Genomic DNA, 17,428 nt, shown 5'->3' on the forward strand with positions numbered 1-17,428 from the left:
ATTTAGAAGGAGTTTGGCATGAAAAAATTAGAAGAAAATATAGAAAAATTATATAAGGATTTATTTTTGTGTGAATCTCAATCTATGCAGTATTTGATATTAATAGGAAGTAAGGTTATAGAATTAAATCAAAATAATAATATTATAGTAAATATAGACAGACTATATGATGAATTTGTGTATTTTAAATATTACCATAGAGAAAAAGTTAACTATGGAATAAAATTTTTTATTCCTTTAATGTTAGTTTCAAGAAATTTCCAAGCTTATGAATATACACTAATTGATTATTTAGACAAGTATACTAGATTTTTCTTTATTGAAGATAAAAAAAACACTTATTTTTTAGATATTATGACTTTAGATATTTTAATTAGATCCCTAATTATAGATAGAAATTTTATGAAAAATAGTGATAAATATGAAGAATTTATTTCAAAATTACTGGATAAGGTTAAGGAATATAATCCACAAGGTATTAGTAAAAAAGATATGATACATTTTCAGCTTGAAAAAATAAAATATATAGAAGATATACATAAAATTGAATGGAATGAGTTTTATTCTAGATTCAAAGTATTAGAAATTATAAATAGATTGAAGAACACAGAAGAAAGAAAAGTAGACAAAGATGTTTTCAAGTTAAGAGAACAAACTATATTATTTTATTATTTTATCAATTTTATAGACAATCAAAATATATCAAAAAATGAAAATACAAACTTGTGTATGGAAAATAGTAGCAATACATTCACAAAGGACTTTATAGAATCTATGGGCAAATATATCATAAAACTAAGAAATAAAGCTGTGAGTAAAAATAAATATGAAAGAATTGGACAAAAGCCTAATCCTAGAAATTTTGTGTCTTATAGGGTGGGTAAAGAATTTACAGATCCCATATTAAATAATTCTAAAATTATAGAAAAAGAAATTGAAAATGATGAATGCAAAATGAAATTGAGTACTAAGACAGGTATTTATGAATTTATTTTGCCAATTAAAACAAAATAGGTGGTGATTAGGTGAAAGTATTGTTGAGCACCTTAAATTCCAAATTCATACATACCAATCTGGCTATTAGGTATATTAGAGAATACTCAAGAGATTTGGAAGGTAAGGAATATAAGGTTGATTTAAAAGAATATACCATAAATAATTCTATAGATTATATAATAAAAGATATATATAAAAGAAAAATTGATATTTTAGCCATGTCAACATATATATGGAACATAGAAGATACTATTAGATTATGTGAAAACCTAAAAAAAATAAATCCTGATTTAATAATAATATTGGGTGGTCCGGAAGTTTCATATGATTATATTGATTCAATAAATAAGTATAAATGTATAGATTATATATTATATGGAGAAGGCGAAAGAATTTATAGAGAGTTGATTGAGAATTTGCTAGGAAAAATTGATATAAGTAAGGTTCGAGGTATTGCATATAGAAAAGGGGGCTATGCAGTAGAGAACCCTCCTATGCCTTTGATAGAAAATTTAAATGATATACCAAGTCCTTACGAAAATATAGATGTACGCGAGTATGAAAATAAAATAGTATATTTTGAATCATCTAGAGGATGTCCTTTTAATTGTCAATATTGTTTGTCATCAGCTATTAAAGGACTTAGGTACTTCTCTACTGATAGGATAAAAAGAGATTTAAAAAATTTAATAGATGCAAGGGTATCTCAAATAAAATTTATAGATAGAACTTTTAATGCAAATAGAGAGATTGCAAAAAATATAATGAGATTTTTGATGGAAAACGACAATGGAATTACGACTTATCATTTTGAAGTCACAGCTCATTTGATTGATGATGATATGTTGCATTTTTTAAAAAATTGTAAACCAGGTCTATTCCAGTTTGAAATAGGTGTACAATCTACAAATCTACAAACATTAAAAGCAGTTGGAAGATATGATGATTTCAAAAGATTAACAAAGGTAGTAAACACAATTAGTTCATATAGGAATATTCATCAACACTTGGATCTTATAGCCGGGCTGCCATATGAAGATTTTGACAGATTTTCACAGTCTTTTGATGATGTATTCAGCTTAAAGTCTCAATGCTTACAGCTTGGTTTTTTAAAAATGATAAAGGGAACAGGGATTAGAGAGCGGTCAGATGAATTTGATTATGTGTATAAGGACTATCCTCCATATGAGATATTATCTAATAAATTTATGACATATGAACAAATTTTAGAATTAAAGGATATAGAAGAAATATTGGAAATTTATTATAATTCGAGGAATTTTTCTTTATCTATAGAATACTTACTAGAGAGATATTATGATAGTCCATTTAAATTTTTTAGGGAAATGGCTTCATATTTTAATGAAAATGGATACTTTGATTTAGCTAATGCAAAAAATAAATTATATGAAATTTTACTAGATTTTGCTAAAGAAAGAGTATTTAAATCTAAAAATAAATTAATAGAAAATGATATTTTTAATGAAGTAGTAAAGTTTGACTATATATCTATTGGAAAGGTAACTAGTCTGCCAGTGTTTTTAAATAGGATAGATGTAAATGATTATAAAAACAAAGGACATAAATTCTTGCAAATAGAGGAGAATCAAGTAAAGTATACACCTAATAATGAATTTCAAGCAGCTAAAAATATAATAAGGCATGTTCACTTTGAAGAATTTAAGTACAATATTATGGATATTAAAAAGGATTTAAAATGTAAAATTGAACAAAGGCAAAATACAATTTTATTCTATTACAATATAGATAAAATATTTGAAAAATCATATGCTTATGAGGTAATTCTACCTTAAAATAAATTACTGTGTTATAATAGGGTGTTATAGTTTTGAAAAGAGGTAAATTATGAAAAATAGAATAGAAAAATACATATTAGAAAAGTCTGAGGAATTGGTCTTTATTACAATAAATGAATCAAGCGAATTGAATTTGCCAGGCTATGAAATACCCGAAGAAGGATTAAAACTTCCTATAAAAAGTTCTGTATTAGTAAACTCAATAAAAGATAATAAGGCACAGGAAGAATTAAATTTAGTGTCAATAGTAGATGCTGTCCTATTTTTACAGGGCATAGATAGCGGTTTTTTATACAATGATGAATATGATAAATTTATTCAAGCTTTTTCCCAAAGAATGAATTTCAAGCCTTTAGAATATTTGGGGTATATGTCTCAAGAAGCATATAATAGAGGAGAAGTAAGTGATGCACTAGTATACATAAAATCATATCTAAGAAGAGATGATAAGGACACGATGGCACTTTATCAGTATGCTATTATTTGTCAAGAATTAAGTATGAGATACCAAAAAGACGAGGATATAAAAGCTATGAATGATTTTTTGATAGAGGCATCTACTGCCCTTGAAAAAATAATAGACGTAAATCCGGAATTTGCTTTAGCATACTATCAGTTAGGTTTTCACTATTCAAATCAAAAACAATATGTGAAATCAAAATTAACATGGCAAAAAGCCATCGAATTGGGTTTAGAAGAGGAACTAAACTCTGAACTAATAGAAAATTTGGATAGGATGGAATTTAAAGTTCAGTATGAAGAGGGATACAATCTAGTATTCCAAGGTAATGCTGAAGAAGGGCTTGAGAAGTTACGTCCCTTAGAAGACGAAAATCCGGATTGGTGGAATTTATTATTTGTAATAAGCCTTGCATACAAATCTCTTGGAGAGAATACAAAGGCAAAATCTTATTTGGAAAAGATATTAATTATAAGACCAACTCAGGTAGATACATTAGTAGAACTAGCTTTATCTTATGCAGAGGAAGGTAATCTAAATCAGTCAATTGAGTTATTGGCAAAGGCAAGTAAAATTAAAAAAGATAATCCAGAAATATTATGTAACTTAGGAATGGCATATTTACATAATGGAGATTATGATAATGCAAAATACTATATAGAAAGAGCTTATGAAATTGATCCAACTGATCAAGTTACAATTGCTTGTATGAGTCAGATATAATTTTGCGTGGATATGTGTATTATTAAATTTGACTAAGGATATTTATAAATAGACTTATTACAGTTTTAATATTTAAATTATGTTATAATTATTTTAAAACAAAATGAGGGGGGTAAGTCTATGAAAATTAATAAAATTAGATTTAAAAGAATAGCTATAAAAATGATTTCATTGTCTATGGCTATTTCTTTATGTTTAGGTACATTTTCTTCTAGTGCAACAAATACATTTATTAGAGTAAATGGAAATGATAGGTATGAAACATCTAAACTAACATCTGAATACATGAATTCAGATGTTTTAGTTCTTGCGAGTGGATCATCTTTTGCAGATGCTCTAAGTGCGGTAAATATTTGCAATAAATATAATGCAAAGTTATTATTAGTAAGAGGTGATGAAAACTTAAGAGATTATATTAAAAAAGCAAATTTTAAGAAAATATATATAGTAGGTGGAAACTCAACAATATCAGCTCAAATTGAAGAAAATATAAAAGGGATTAATATAGAAATAAAAAGATTAGCTGGTATTGATAGATATGCTACTAATTTAGAAACATTGAAAGATACTAAATATAAAAATTTAGGTTTAGCTGATGGAACTAATTATGCAGATGCTTTAAGTTCTTCAAAGTTTTTAAAAGAAAAAGAACTTGGACTTATGTTGATTAATCCAAAAATCAACATATCCCTACCTGAAGGCATGAATGTATCTTACATTTTCGGAGGTGTAAATAGTGTTCCAGAAATAGGTAAGGGGCAGAGAATAGCAGGAAAAAATAGATATGATACATCTATTGAAATAGCAAGAATGACAGAAAGTATAAATATTACATATGTATCAGGAAGAGATTATGCGGATGCACTTAGTGCTGTAAATATTGCAAATAGTAGAAATAGTGATGTAGTATTAGTACCAATAACAAAAAATATATCAACTACAAACCTAAGCGCGGAAGCAGACGAAATTTATGTAGTAGGGGGTCAAGATTCTGTTTGGGAAGCAGCTGTAAATCAAGCGATTAAAGGTACAGAATTTGTGCAGATTGATGGCAAATATTCTTATATAACTGAAAATGAAAAAAATTACTTGATAGAAACTTCAACAAATAAAAAATTTAATTATAATGATACAAAAAATGGAATAATAAATTTAGATAGTAAGATGTATTTACTCAATACAGATAGTTCGATCAGAAGCGGATGGATTAAAAATGATTCACAAACATTCTACTCTGAACTAAAAACTGGATTTATAAGAGGTTGGAAAAAAATAGGCAACTCCATCTACTATTTTTCTCCAAGTGATTATCATATGTATTCAGGCGATATAATTCAGTCAACGGGTGAAGGAGCATACTGGTTTGGAATAAATGGAGAATTGAAAACAGGAACCAAGGCTCAGGGATATAGACGAAAGAGTGTGAAATGGTATGGTCCAAATAATATAGAGTTACAAAATGGTTGGCTGAGACAAGAAGATGCAAAATCAAGATTTAGAGGACAAGACATAGTGAATTTTGCTCTACAATATGATGGATTACCATTTAAATGGTACGGATCAGATTTAAGAGATTCCAGAGGTGTGTATTGCTGTGGAGCTGTTTATTCCGCTTATAAAGAGTTTGGAATTAGAATGATGGGCCCCAATGATATGAATATAAAATTAGAAGGTGGATACATTATGGTGAGGCTTCAATATCAAAAGGCAAATGAATATGGGTTCAAATATATACCTACGAACTTTAATAATATGAGACCTGGAGATATAAATTATTCTGCAGCTCCTAATGGAGGTGGATATAACCATGCAGCCCTTTATATAGGAAAGAATGGAGATAGACCAATGACAATACATGCCACACTAGCAGATGGATATGTTACAGAGCCTATGAGTATAATTACAAATACTTGGGGATATCATTATTTAAACACATTAAGATATATAAATTAATTGTATAAAAAATTTTCATAGGCATAAAAATATAATATTTTAAATTAATAAATTCTCCAAAAATTTGGAATAAAATACTTGATTATATATTATCGACCAAATTAAAAAATCCTATCTCAAAAGAGATAGGATTTTTTAATTTGGTAAGTTCATAAAACAATATAGTGTTTGACTTATTTTATGCTTATAATTAGCCGTAATTTTGACACAATATGAATATATGTTTAATTATTGGATATATATCTATTGCATTGAAAACTTTGGGAAATTAGTTTAATAAAAAATAATTTAATTATTTTAAATAGAATAGTTTACTTTTTAAATAAAAACTGTTAAAATAATAAAAGTGAAATTGAGGCTAATATGAATCAAAAATATGGCTATAGTAAATCTAAATAAAGGTTAATTTTGTGTTTGAATTATTAATTATTTTATTAAATATAATAAAGTATGAAAAGTAATAAATAGAAATAATAAGTATAAAATAATTATAATTCAAAAAATAAAAGTCTGAAGTTTATCTTATTAAAATCTATTAGCAGGCAAATAAAAAATGAAAAGGAGTAAAAGCAATGAGTAATTCAAGGAAAGAAAAGAGAAGGTTTTTAAGGTTTATTTCTACCTTCTTGGCATTTGTAATGATGCTTACAATTTTAGCGCCTCTAGTATCAAGAGCAGCAGATGTCGATAATACAACTGATACAGTAACATTACATAAAATGGTATTAGATGATGCTAGTATATCTAGTGACAAGTTCCCAGGAACTACAGGTTTAGATGGAACTGTGTACCAAGGAGGTCAAATAGCAGATACTGCAAAGTATTTTGGGCAAAATTCAAAAGAAGTGTCAGGGGTATACTTTGCCTTAAAATTTGCAGATGACTATTCAGATTCTACTCTTAGAGGTCAATATGTAAAAAAGGATACAGATAATCTGACACCAAAAAAACCACTTGAGGGAACTAATGACATTACACAAGCCGTAGGAGGTCTAACACAAAACCAAGGTATTGAATTTAAGACTAGTGGATTAAGAGGTAAATTTGTCATTGTTGAAGATAGAACAAAGTCAACATATAAAGGTGATGACAATAATAAGGAATTAACAAAGATGAAAGCCGTTCCAGTTGAACTTACTTTACCTATAGTTGATAAGACTGGTGTAGTTAAGGTAGCACATGTATATCCAAAAAATACTGAGAATGCACCTACTACAACTAAGAAGTTCAATAAAGAATTCACTAATAAAATATCAGTAGAAAATACAGAAATACCAAGTATAAGTGTGGGTGATGAAGTACCTTATATAATTAATTCTACAATATCTGAAGGATCTACATATAAGACTTTACAGTGGCGTGATGAAATGTCAAAAGGATTAACATTTAATAAAAATGTAGTTATTAAAATGGATGGTTCTGTTTTTGGAACAGAAAACTACAATATAATAAATACTCAGCACGGATTTATACTTACATTGAATGCAACTGGTTTATCTAAAGTCGAAGCAGCTGCAAAAACTAAAGAAGTTAAATTCACGCTTGAATATTCAGCTACATTAAACAGTGAAGCTCAGGTAGATGTAAAACAACCAAATAAGGTTATATTTGATTGGGGTAATAGACCTACAGAAAACTCTACTCCTAAATCAGTTAATCCAAGTAACGGTAAAATAAAAGCTACAAAAACTTGGGGTGAAGGAACAGTTCAAAAAGAAGTAACATTCGAATTATATAAAGAAAGTGATGGTAAATTAATCAATTCTAAGACTACTACAACTGGTTCAGTAGAATTTGACAATTTATCAGATACAGAAAAGTACTATGTAATAGAAAAATATGTCGATGGAACAGTAATACCTAATTACTCTAGCTCTACTGCAGGGGATGTACAAATAAAGAATGAAAAAAATCCTAATCCTAAACCAATAGAGCCAGAACCAGTAAGTGTAATAACTCATGGTAAAAAGTTTGTGAAAACTAACAACGAAAAACCAGGTAATGCTACAAAGCCACTAGTTGGAGCTGAATTTGTGGTTACTAATAATGAAGGTAAGTTCCTAACTTATAAGTCTGACTCGCAGATGACTGATGAGAAAAACGCATATGAACAAGCAGAAAAAGAGTATAGAGATGAACTCGCAAAAGTAAAAATTGATGAAAATGATACGCTTGTATATGAATCTGGTGCAAGTGCTGAAACTATAAAGCAGAAAAAAGATGCACGCGATTTGGCATATAAAAAGGCTAAATTATTCTATGAGTGGAAAGAAATTCAAGCTACTAGTAATGAAGAATTATCTAATAATACAGTCAACAAGCTAGTAAAACTAATATCTAATGATAAGGGTCAGTTTGAAGTGATTGGTTTATCAAAAGGTGAATACACATTAAGAGAAATTAAAGCACCAAATGGATATGCACTTACATCAACACAAGAGTTTAAGTTCAATGTTGATTACAATACATATACTAGTGCAGGAGATATAGACTACGATAATGCTAATACAACTGATAAGAAAGATGCAATGCAGATTAGAAATAATAGAATTTCAATACCAATGACAGGTGGTATAGGATCTATTATTGTTGTAGTTGCTGGTATAGCAATAGTTGCAGCTGGTGTATATCTTAAAAAGAGAACTTCTAGTATAGAATAATACTAAAATATATGAGTTGCCGAGTTTTTCGGCTTCTCAACAAAAAGTTGAATAAAAAGTATTCAACTTTTTGTTGAGAAAAAGTATAATTTTGAATTTCAAAAATCGTAAATAGATAGGATAGAGGAGAGTTTTAATGAAAAAAAATAAGTGTATTTTAGCTATTATGACTACTTTAGTAGTTGCGTTGACCTTTGTGGCAACAAAAATTCCGGTGGCCAAAGCCATGGAAAATCAAAGTTCATTATCGATTGAATACGTAAATACAGAAAAAGACGTAAGTGGAAAGAAATTTGGACTAGTGAAAATTAGTGATAACACTGATTTTTTTGACAGCGAGAAAAAAGAAAAAATGTTGGAATTAGAAAAATTGGATTTAGATACAATTTTAAAAAAATATTCAGCTAAAGATTTGATAGTAGCACCTGATACGGACGAATATGGAAAAGCTAGCATAAATAATATAGACAAAGGTTCATATTATTTGATAGGAATTGAAAAAAAAGATAAGAAATGGGAAAAGATAAATTTTGCAATACCTTCAATAGTCACAATAAAAACAGAAAAATCAGAGACATGGGTATTTCCTAAGTCAAATGAAGAGCAATTAGCAGGCAAAGATAAGTTAGATGTAGAAAAAGTGTGGGTTGGAGGAAAATTAAGTAAGGTAGAAGTTCATTTATACGCAAATGACAAAAAGATAAATGAAGTAGAACTTAATGAAGGAAATCAATGGAAATTCTCTTTCAAAAACCTTGATAGGATAGACCAGAACGGAAAAGATATAAAATATTTAGTGAAAGAGATAGTGCCATCAGGATACGTTTCAAGTCAAAAATATAATGAAAAAACTAATACATATATAATTACTAATACAAAAGAAAATAACGGCAAGAACGAAAGTGGCATTAATGAAAATAATGTTAATAAGGCAAATAACAACAATTCTAAAAATTTAGGCTCACTTATAAAAACAGGAGATAATTTAATTTATTTATTGATTGGTGTTGGTATTATAATGATGGCTATAGGTTATAAAATCTATAAAAAGGTAAGATAAAGAGGTAGAAATTTGAATAATATAGATAAAGGCAGTCATTTAAAAGAACATGAGAAAAAAATAAATATAAAAAAAAATAATAATAAAGTTAAGAAAAAAAAATCTAAAGTAATCAACTATATAGTCAACTCAATGATTATCGTTGGGATTTTAGTAGTGTCATACCCTTTTCTAAGTCAAAGCTATTATTCTTATTTATCTAAACAAAATGTAGAAGATTTTAATGAGGAAACGAAAAAATTAACTTCAAAAGAAGTAGAAGAAAGAATGACTTTGGCAAAAGCATATAATGATTCTTTAACCAACAACACAGTTTTTGATCCATATACAAAAAAGAGATTAGATGAAGGAAGAAAGTCATATGCAAAGATGTTGGAAATAAATGAGAAGATTGGACATGTATCTATACCAAAAATAAAAGAGGATTTGCCTATTTATGCTGGTACTACAGAAAAAGTACTTCAAAAAGGTGTAGGGCATATGGAAAATACATCTCTTCCTATAGGAGGAAAGGGCACACATTCAGTATTGACAGCTCATACGGGATTGCCAAACAACAGGTTATTCACTGATTTAATTAAATTAAAAATTGGAGATACTTTTTATATTACTAATATAAAAGGGACAATAGCCTATAAAGTTGATCAAATAAAAGTAGTATTACCTACACAGTTTGGAGATTTAGCTATTGATACCAACAAAGACTATGTTACTTTGTTGACATGTACTCCATATATGATAAATACACATAGATTATTAGTTAGAGGACATAGAATCCCATATAATCAAGACAAAAAGAATAAAGAAGAAAGTAAATATAAATTTTCAGCTTTAATAAAAATAGGAATAGTGATACTAGTTTTATTGTTATTAGTGTATTTGCTTTTGAGAAGGAATAAAAAGAAAAAAAGTGTTAAGTAAGGATATATTAAAATGCAAAAAAATAATCTATTAGTAAAATTTGAAAAAATTTACATAAATAAATTTCTAAAATCTAATAATCGCTTTGTGAAAACTTTAAAAAAATATGGATGGATATTAATTATTGTTCTGGGTTTGTTAATTATGGTATATCCAATGGCTAGTCAAAAGTACTATCAAATCTTACAGACTCAAGAGGTAAATGATTTTGATCAAAGGGCAAAAAAATTGATAAATAGTGATGCAGAAAAAAGAATTAAACTAGCGACAGCATACAATCAGACTTTAAAGCCAGAAAAGATCGGTGATCCATTTAGTGAAATACAGAAAAAAGGAATAGCAGAATATGCGAGAATGTTGGAAGTTCATGAAAAGATAGGTCATATAAAAATACCTAAGATAAATCAAGATATAATCATAAAAGCAGGTACTAATGAAAAAGTTCTTCAACAGGGTGCTGGTCATTTTCAAGGAACAAGTCTACCAGTCGGAGGACCTAGTACGCATACTGTAATAACAGCTCATAGAGGTCTACCATCAGCTAGATTATTCACTGATTTGAACAAGATGGAAATAGGAGACATATTTTATATTGTAAATATAAAAGAAAAACTCGCATATAAAGTAGATAAAATCACTACAGTAGAGCCATCTGATTTTAGGCCTATTAAAATAGTAAAAGATAAAGATTATGCGACATTACTAACATGCACTCCATATATGATAAATACACATAGGTTATTGGTAAGAGGCCATAGAATACCCCTACCTGATGCAAAGCTAGTGAAAGAACAAGAGAAAAAAGGAATATTAGAAAAATATAAATCAATATTTATTTTCTTGATAATATTGTCCTTATTAGCAATATTTTTTAGGAAAAATAGGAAAGTTATAGAACTAATAAGAATTATAAAAAAATAAAAAAAGTATTTACTGACGTATATACTTGTAAGGGAAATAAAATGAAAAAAAACACAATGAAAATTTTCGCATTGACGATATTTTTGCTTGGATTATTACTAGTTGCTTATCCGTTTATTAGTATGTCTATAGATGATTATGGTCAGGCTAATAAGAATGAAAAATTTAATAATTTAATTTCAAAAGATAAGAGTATTAGTAATAAATTATCAAAACTTGAAAAATTGAACAAGAAAAATATCAAAGATGAAGATTTTCAATTGGAAAATGTATTTACAAGTAAAGATGTAGATAATAAACAATCTAAGTACTCAAAGCTCGGAATTAACACGAACGATAAAGTTGGATACGTATCAATACCAAAGCTTGGACAGTCTTTTGATCTATATTTAGATGCAAATTATGAAAAGATTGCAAGGGGTGTTGCAGTATTAAAGGAATCTGATCCACCAATTGGAGGGGCAGGTAAGAGAACTGTAATAGCAGGTCATGACGGATACTATAACAGGATATTTTTTATGCATATAAAAAAGCTGGATAGAGGTGACAAAATAATTATAAAATTCTTAAATAAAACATTAGTATACTCTGTATATGAAAAAGAAATAATTAATCCAACAGATTTTGACAAGATTAAAGCTATAGAAAATAAAGATGTTTTGACTCTACTTACATGTACGCAAAGACCATATTATAATAAAAGATTAATTGTAAGTGCAATTCGAGATGTTAAAAATGAAAATAGTCCTAAAACAACAGATAATGGTTTGTTCACATATTTAGGAAATGATAAGGTACCAATGAATATAAAGCTTAGAAAAATGGGACCATATTTGATAAGTTTGGTATTTTTTATATTGATTATAAAGATATTAATAAAAATGTATAAATTGATTGAGGATAGAGAAAAATAAATGAGGAGGGATGAAGTTGAAAATATTAAGAAAAATTATAATAATAACCTTGATAATGCTTATGTCAATAGGAAATATACCGACAAAAATGTGGTCAGATATTTACAATAAGGTACAGGCAGAGACAGTAAATTACGGTAAGCTAGTAGTAAATAAAGTGAATGAAAACCAAGATAGTTTGGCAGGTGCGACATTTACACTAGAAGGACAAAATGGTTCTACATACAAGCAAACGCTAGGTGACAGTGAACAACTATCTAAATTTGAGTTCGCTAATTTACAACCAGGAACTTATGTATTGAAAGAAACTAAATCTCCACAGGATTACAAGATTTCAAATAAGGAATGGATAGTAGTAGTAAGAAGCGATGGTGGAGTATTTGTAGGAGAAAAAAGTGATAACATAACACCTATAGAAACAGGTGGAGTAAATGTTGGTTCTAAAATATCTTATACTGGTACTATGAAATATAATGATAGTCCTAGTGAAGGTGTTGTTGGTTCTATAGATGTTGGAACTGTAGAAAATGACATAAAAATAAATTTGAATTTTTCAACTAGCGAAAAAATCAACAGCGGTGACTATTTTGAATTAGAAGTTTCTGATACTTTGCACTATAATATGTTACAACCAGATAAATCAACATATCCAAATATTTATGGTTCGAATAATAAAATAATAGCTTATCCCACACTAGTTCAAGAAGATCCATCCAAAGGGACAGGTAAAGTAGTTAGATATACTTTTACTAGTAATGCAAGTACGTCTGACAAAATAAACTTTTCACTTAACTTAGGTCATTCGGTAAATATGAATGTAGCTACACAAAATCAAAATTATAATTTTGAAGTAAAAGTTAGAGAAAGTTCGGATGCCGAAGTTGCTCAAACATGGGGAGTTAAATATGAGGATGTAAAAAGTTCAGGTAATCTAAATATAAAGGGTGCATTTTTATACACAAATGACCAATTAGGAAAGTATACACAATTATTTTATGTAAATACGGATAAAAATGATCTAGGAACTAACCCAAAGTTAACTGTATTTCCAACAGATTTGACTAGAATAAGCACTTTTAACACGGCAGATATAAGTAGTGCTAAAACAAAGGTAAATATATATATGCTTAAGAGTACTGATAGTTTATCTGATGCACCAATACTAGATAAGAGCAAGTTAGAAGATGTAAGTAGTAGTTTTACACCTACAATTACTGATGGCAAATTGGTAATAAATTTTCCTAATAATACAAAAGATACATATGTTGTTACTATTGATAGTGAAATGAAATATCCTGTGGATTCAACTGTTAAGACTGCGCTTGTACAGACAGGAGTACTTTCAAACTCTACAAATAAAATAGGTGAGAATTCGGGAATATCTACTAATGTTAGTACATCTTCTTCAGATATAATAGTTAAACCTAATAACAATGAATTAGTACTTAAAGTTATTAATAGCCCTATAAATTACGGTTCTTTTACAATTTTTAAAAAGGGTGATAGTCAAGAAAAGCTAAGCGGTGCTAAATTTAACTTAAAATCTGTAAGCGGAGATTATAATAATAGTCTAGAGTCAGATTCTCAAGATGGCAAGATTGTATTTGATAAGTTACCTCAGGGATCTTATATATTGACTGAAGAAACTCCACCAAATAATTATGATAAGACTGATGAAACTTGGAAAGTTAATGTAGACGAAAACGGAAAAACTAATATTATCAAAGATAAAGTAGATGGAAAATCTACAATAGATGGAACAAATTTAACTGTTATAAACATTAAAAAAATAACTGCTAATATTGAATTGAAAAAAACAACTAATGATGGAACTAGTTTAGCAGGTGCTAAATTTAACCTTAAAAAGGAAGGTGACCCTAGTTTTAATGCAGATAAAACATCAGAAAAAGATACAGGAAGAGTACTTTTTGACAACTTAAAACCAGGAGTATATGTACTTACAGAAACAGAGCCACCGAGTGGATATAAAGAGATTACATCTGAGACTAGATTTTATGTTAAGGATGATGGTAGTGTGGTTGAATTAAAAAAAACTGATAGTGGAAGTACGGTAGAGGAAGCTGTTGTTCAGCCAATCAAAATAGTAAATGAATTGATACCTCCACCAGTAGTGGAGAAAGACAAAGGTCAATTTATTATAAATAAGACTTCTTTGGGTGAACTTATTTCGGGAGCTACATTTGATTTATACGATGGAAAGTATACAGAGTTGACTGATCAATCAGCTCCTATTAATTTAGATGCAAAGGGCATCTATAGAGGGGAAATCAGTAAGGGAAAAATTGAGTTTAGAAATTTACCATCTGGCGTTTATACATTGAAAGAAACTAAGGCTCCAAATGGCTATATAGGTACGGATAGAACTTGGACTGTAAATGTATATGAGAATGGTTATACTAAACTGACAGAAAATCCATTAAGTGTACAAAAAGATGATCCTAACCAGATAAATGGAGTTGATTTGTCAGATAAAATAACTATATCAAATTATAAGTTTTCTTATTATCCAAGGGGTGGTAATCAAGAGAGTACTACAAATACAATATATCCTAATCAGAGTGGAAGACTTGGAATACAATTTTCTGGAACTGTAATTGATGGAGCTAATGTCAGCGAAGGCGATTATTTTGATGTCGTCTTGGATCCGAAGGTTGATAATAAAGGTATAGATCCATATACAGCACCAATAGTAATATATGGTGATAATAATCAACCGCTTGCTATAGGAGAGTTATTGGATAATACAAATACAATTAGATTCAAATTTACTAATTTTGTTTATGGTTTAAATAAAATAAACTTTAATGTGAATTTCCCTTTATTCATAAATCGTAATTTAGTCAAAAATAATCAGTACATTAGTATAACAAATAAGTTGGCAAATACAAATTATAGTGAAAACATAAATATTGACTATGAAGGTTATGGATCTGCAAGAACATCAAATTTAGGTGGTTTGATTACAGAATATGATGAAACAAATGGTACGTTTACACAGTATTTATATGTAAACCCACTAAGATTAGGTGCATTCAATACACTTGTATCAATATACGATTATCACTATGAAAAAGAATACGGACTGGACAGTTCTGCGGATATAAAAAATATAGTGATTTTTGATACAAATGGAAAGAATCCTCCTGCAAGTTATGGAGTGGATACAAGCGAATATACAGATGTGACTAAAAATTTTACGGTATCGGGTCCAATATCATATCAGTATGGGGGTACTAGGTATGATATTAACTTTGGGAGTTATGCCTACCAAAAAACATATGTTGTGAAAATAACAGGTAATGTCGATAAAACAGGTAAAGATTTGCATTTGAAGGCTTTTATGGATTCAAGTGATTACTATTCTTATAGAGGAGTCTACTCTTTTGAAACGGGTGTTGAAGTTACTCCAGCAAACGGTACTGGTAATGGTGAAACACAAGAAATAATACCAGAAATAAATGTAGAAAATAAGAAATTGCCAGAATATCCGCACACTGGAGGAAATGGTACGTATTTATATACAATATTTGGTGCGTTGATACTTGCACTTGGTTTTTTCTCAAAAAGTTTTTACATAAAAACATATAAATAAATCATTTTGAAAGAGTAAATATTTACAGATAATATATATACTTTTTGCAATTTCTTTATAAAAAAGAAAATTATTGTTGACAATGATAAAAAAAACTAATATAATAAAAATCAACAAAATAAAGCCGATGATAAAGAGAGTAACATAAGTGGATTTTCAGCGAGTCGAAGTTTGGTGTGAGTTCGATATTGAAGTTTATAGTGAAGAGAGCTTTTGAGGTTGCTATAGGAAATTATAGTATTATAGCAGGTCAGCCCGCCTTAAGGGTTTGAGAGGGTAGTATTTATTCTATCAATAAGAGTGGTAACGCGGAATTTTCGTCTCTTGGACTTTTGTCCAAGAGGCTTTTTTTATATCATGATTATTGCATTATTTTAATCCGGATGAGATAGTGTTTAGAATTATACACCAATAAGAGTGGTACCACGGAAATTTTCGTCTCTTAGGCTTACAGCCTAAGAGGCTTTTTTGATTTAAGAAAATTCAATTAAGAAGAAATTATATTAGTTAGGAGATAGAGATGAAAAAAATATTAAAAAAACTTAGTAAAATAATGTGTCTAGCATTGGTATTATGCCTTTGTATACTGTCAGTTGGATGTGGATCAAAAGATAAAAATGAATCAGCTTTAAAAGCTATAAAAGACAAAAAAGTGTTGGTAGTGGGTACAGCTCCAGGATATCCACCTTTTGAATTTGCAACATCTAAGGATGGAAATAGTAAGGTAGTTGGAGCTGATATAGATCTCGCACAAAAATTGGCAGATAAAATAGGAGTAAAATTGGAAATTAAATCAATGGAATTTGATGCCTTACTTCCAGCTTTACAAGCAGGAAAAATAGATATAGCGATAACAGCAATGACACCTACAGAGGAACGTAAAAAAGCAGTAGATTTTTCACAAGTATACTTTGATGGAACTAACTCAGTGATTATAAGTGATTCAAATAAGTCAAAATTAGCTAATGAAGATGATTTGAAAAATTTAAAAATTGGTGTTCAAAAAGGAAGTACACAAGAAATTTACGCTAAAAACAAATTAAAAGCAAAGACTGTAAAATCATTACCTGCAGTACCTGACTTAGTTAGTGATTTGAAAAATGGAAATATAGATGCTGTTGTAGTTAGTACAGTAGTTGGTCAAATTAATGTAAAACAATATCAAGGTGTAAAATTAGCTCAAGGTTTAGAACTTAAATCATATTCAGGTGGAGAACAAGCTGCAATGGCATTTAAGAAAGGAAATAATAAAGAACTAATTCAACAAGCAAATAATTTGATAAAAGAATTAAAGGATAGTGGAGAATATCAAAAGATATTAGACAAAAATATAGAGATTGCAAGTCAAACAAGTAAGTAAAATTTAGCATAGAAAATTTAGCTAAAAGCA

The 17,428-nt window shown here is 28.8% G+C and carries 11 protein-coding genes and 1 other annotated feature; all 11 genes read left to right on the top strand.

The genetic code is table 11. The features are described 5' to 3' along the window. Positions 1 to 18: 18 nt before the first annotated feature. The 11 genes from O0R46_RS01640 to O0R46_RS01690 all read left to right on the top strand — a co-directional run bounded on the left by O0R46_RS01640 (position 19) and on the right by O0R46_RS01690 (position 17,398). Positions 19 to 1,014 carry a hypothetical protein gene (locus O0R46_RS01640; protein WP_269311870.1) on the top strand — a complete coding sequence of 332 codons (996 nt, stop codon included), beginning with the start codon at positions 19 to 21 and terminating at the stop codon, positions 1,012 to 1,014. An 11-nt stretch (positions 1,015 to 1,025) separates the two neighbouring features. Beyond that, a complete protein-coding gene (locus O0R46_RS01645; RefSeq protein ID WP_269311871.1) occupies positions 1,026 to 2,810 on the top strand; it encodes a B12-binding domain-containing radical SAM protein in 1,785 nt (594 codons plus the stop codon). 52 nt (positions 2,811 to 2,862) lie between these two features. After that, the gene (locus O0R46_RS01650; protein ID WP_269311872.1) at positions 2,863 to 3,996 is read left to right on the top strand and encodes a tetratricopeptide repeat protein; all 1,134 of its coding nucleotides are present in this window, start codon (positions 2,863 to 2,865) and stop codon (positions 3,994 to 3,996) included. Positions 3,997 to 4,116: 120 nt separating this feature from the next. Then, positions 4,117 to 5,949: a cell wall-binding repeat-containing protein gene (locus O0R46_RS01655; protein ID WP_269311873.1), complete on the top strand. Its 1,833-nt coding sequence runs from the start codon at positions 4,117 to 4,119 to the stop codon at positions 5,947 to 5,949. 572 nt (positions 5,950 to 6,521) lie between these two features. Beyond that, positions 6,522 to 8,609 carry a pilin N-terminal domain-containing protein gene (locus tag O0R46_RS01660; RefSeq protein WP_269311874.1) on the top strand — a complete coding sequence of 696 codons (2,088 nt, stop codon included), beginning with the start codon at positions 6,522 to 6,524 and terminating at the stop codon, positions 8,607 to 8,609. A 136-nt stretch (positions 8,610 to 8,745) separates the two neighbouring features. Then, positions 8,746 to 9,669 (top strand): Cna B-type domain-containing protein, encoded by a 924-nt coding sequence (locus tag O0R46_RS01665; RefSeq protein WP_269311875.1) that lies wholly within the window; start codon positions 8,746 to 8,748, stop codon positions 9,667 to 9,669. A gap of 12 nt (positions 9,670 to 9,681) precedes the next feature. Further along, complete coding sequence (locus O0R46_RS01670; protein ID WP_269311876.1) at positions 9,682 to 10,590, top strand: class C sortase; 909 nt, start codon at positions 9,682 to 9,684, stop codon at positions 10,588 to 10,590. A gap of 87 nt (positions 10,591 to 10,677) precedes the next feature. Then, positions 10,678 to 11,511: a class C sortase gene (locus tag O0R46_RS01675; RefSeq protein WP_269311877.1), complete on the top strand. Its 834-nt coding sequence runs from the start codon at positions 10,678 to 10,680 to the stop codon at positions 11,509 to 11,511. A 41-nt stretch (positions 11,512 to 11,552) separates the two neighbouring features. After that, on the top strand, positions 11,553 to 12,425 hold the full coding sequence (locus tag O0R46_RS01680) for a class C sortase (protein WP_269311878.1): 873 nt from the start codon (positions 11,553 to 11,555) through the stop codon (positions 12,423 to 12,425). Positions 12,426 to 12,441: 16 nt separating this feature from the next. After that, positions 12,442 to 16,038 carry a SpaA isopeptide-forming pilin-related protein gene (locus O0R46_RS01685; RefSeq protein ID WP_269311879.1) on the top strand — a complete coding sequence of 1,199 codons (3,597 nt, stop codon included), beginning with the start codon at positions 12,442 to 12,444 and terminating at the stop codon, positions 16,036 to 16,038. 118 nt (positions 16,039 to 16,156) lie between these two features. Continuing rightward, positions 16,157 to 16,366: a binding site (T-box leader), on the top strand. Between the two features lie 192 nt (positions 16,367 to 16,558). Then, entirely contained in the window at positions 16,559 to 17,398 is an 840-nt protein-coding gene (locus tag O0R46_RS01690) for a transporter substrate-binding domain-containing protein (RefSeq protein WP_269311880.1), read from the top strand. Positions 17,399 to 17,428: the final 30 nt, after the last annotated feature.

The organism is Peptostreptococcus equinus (genome assembly GCF_027125355.1).
Lineage (GTDB): Bacteria > Bacillota > Clostridia > Peptostreptococcales > Peptostreptococcaceae > Peptostreptococcus > Peptostreptococcus equinus.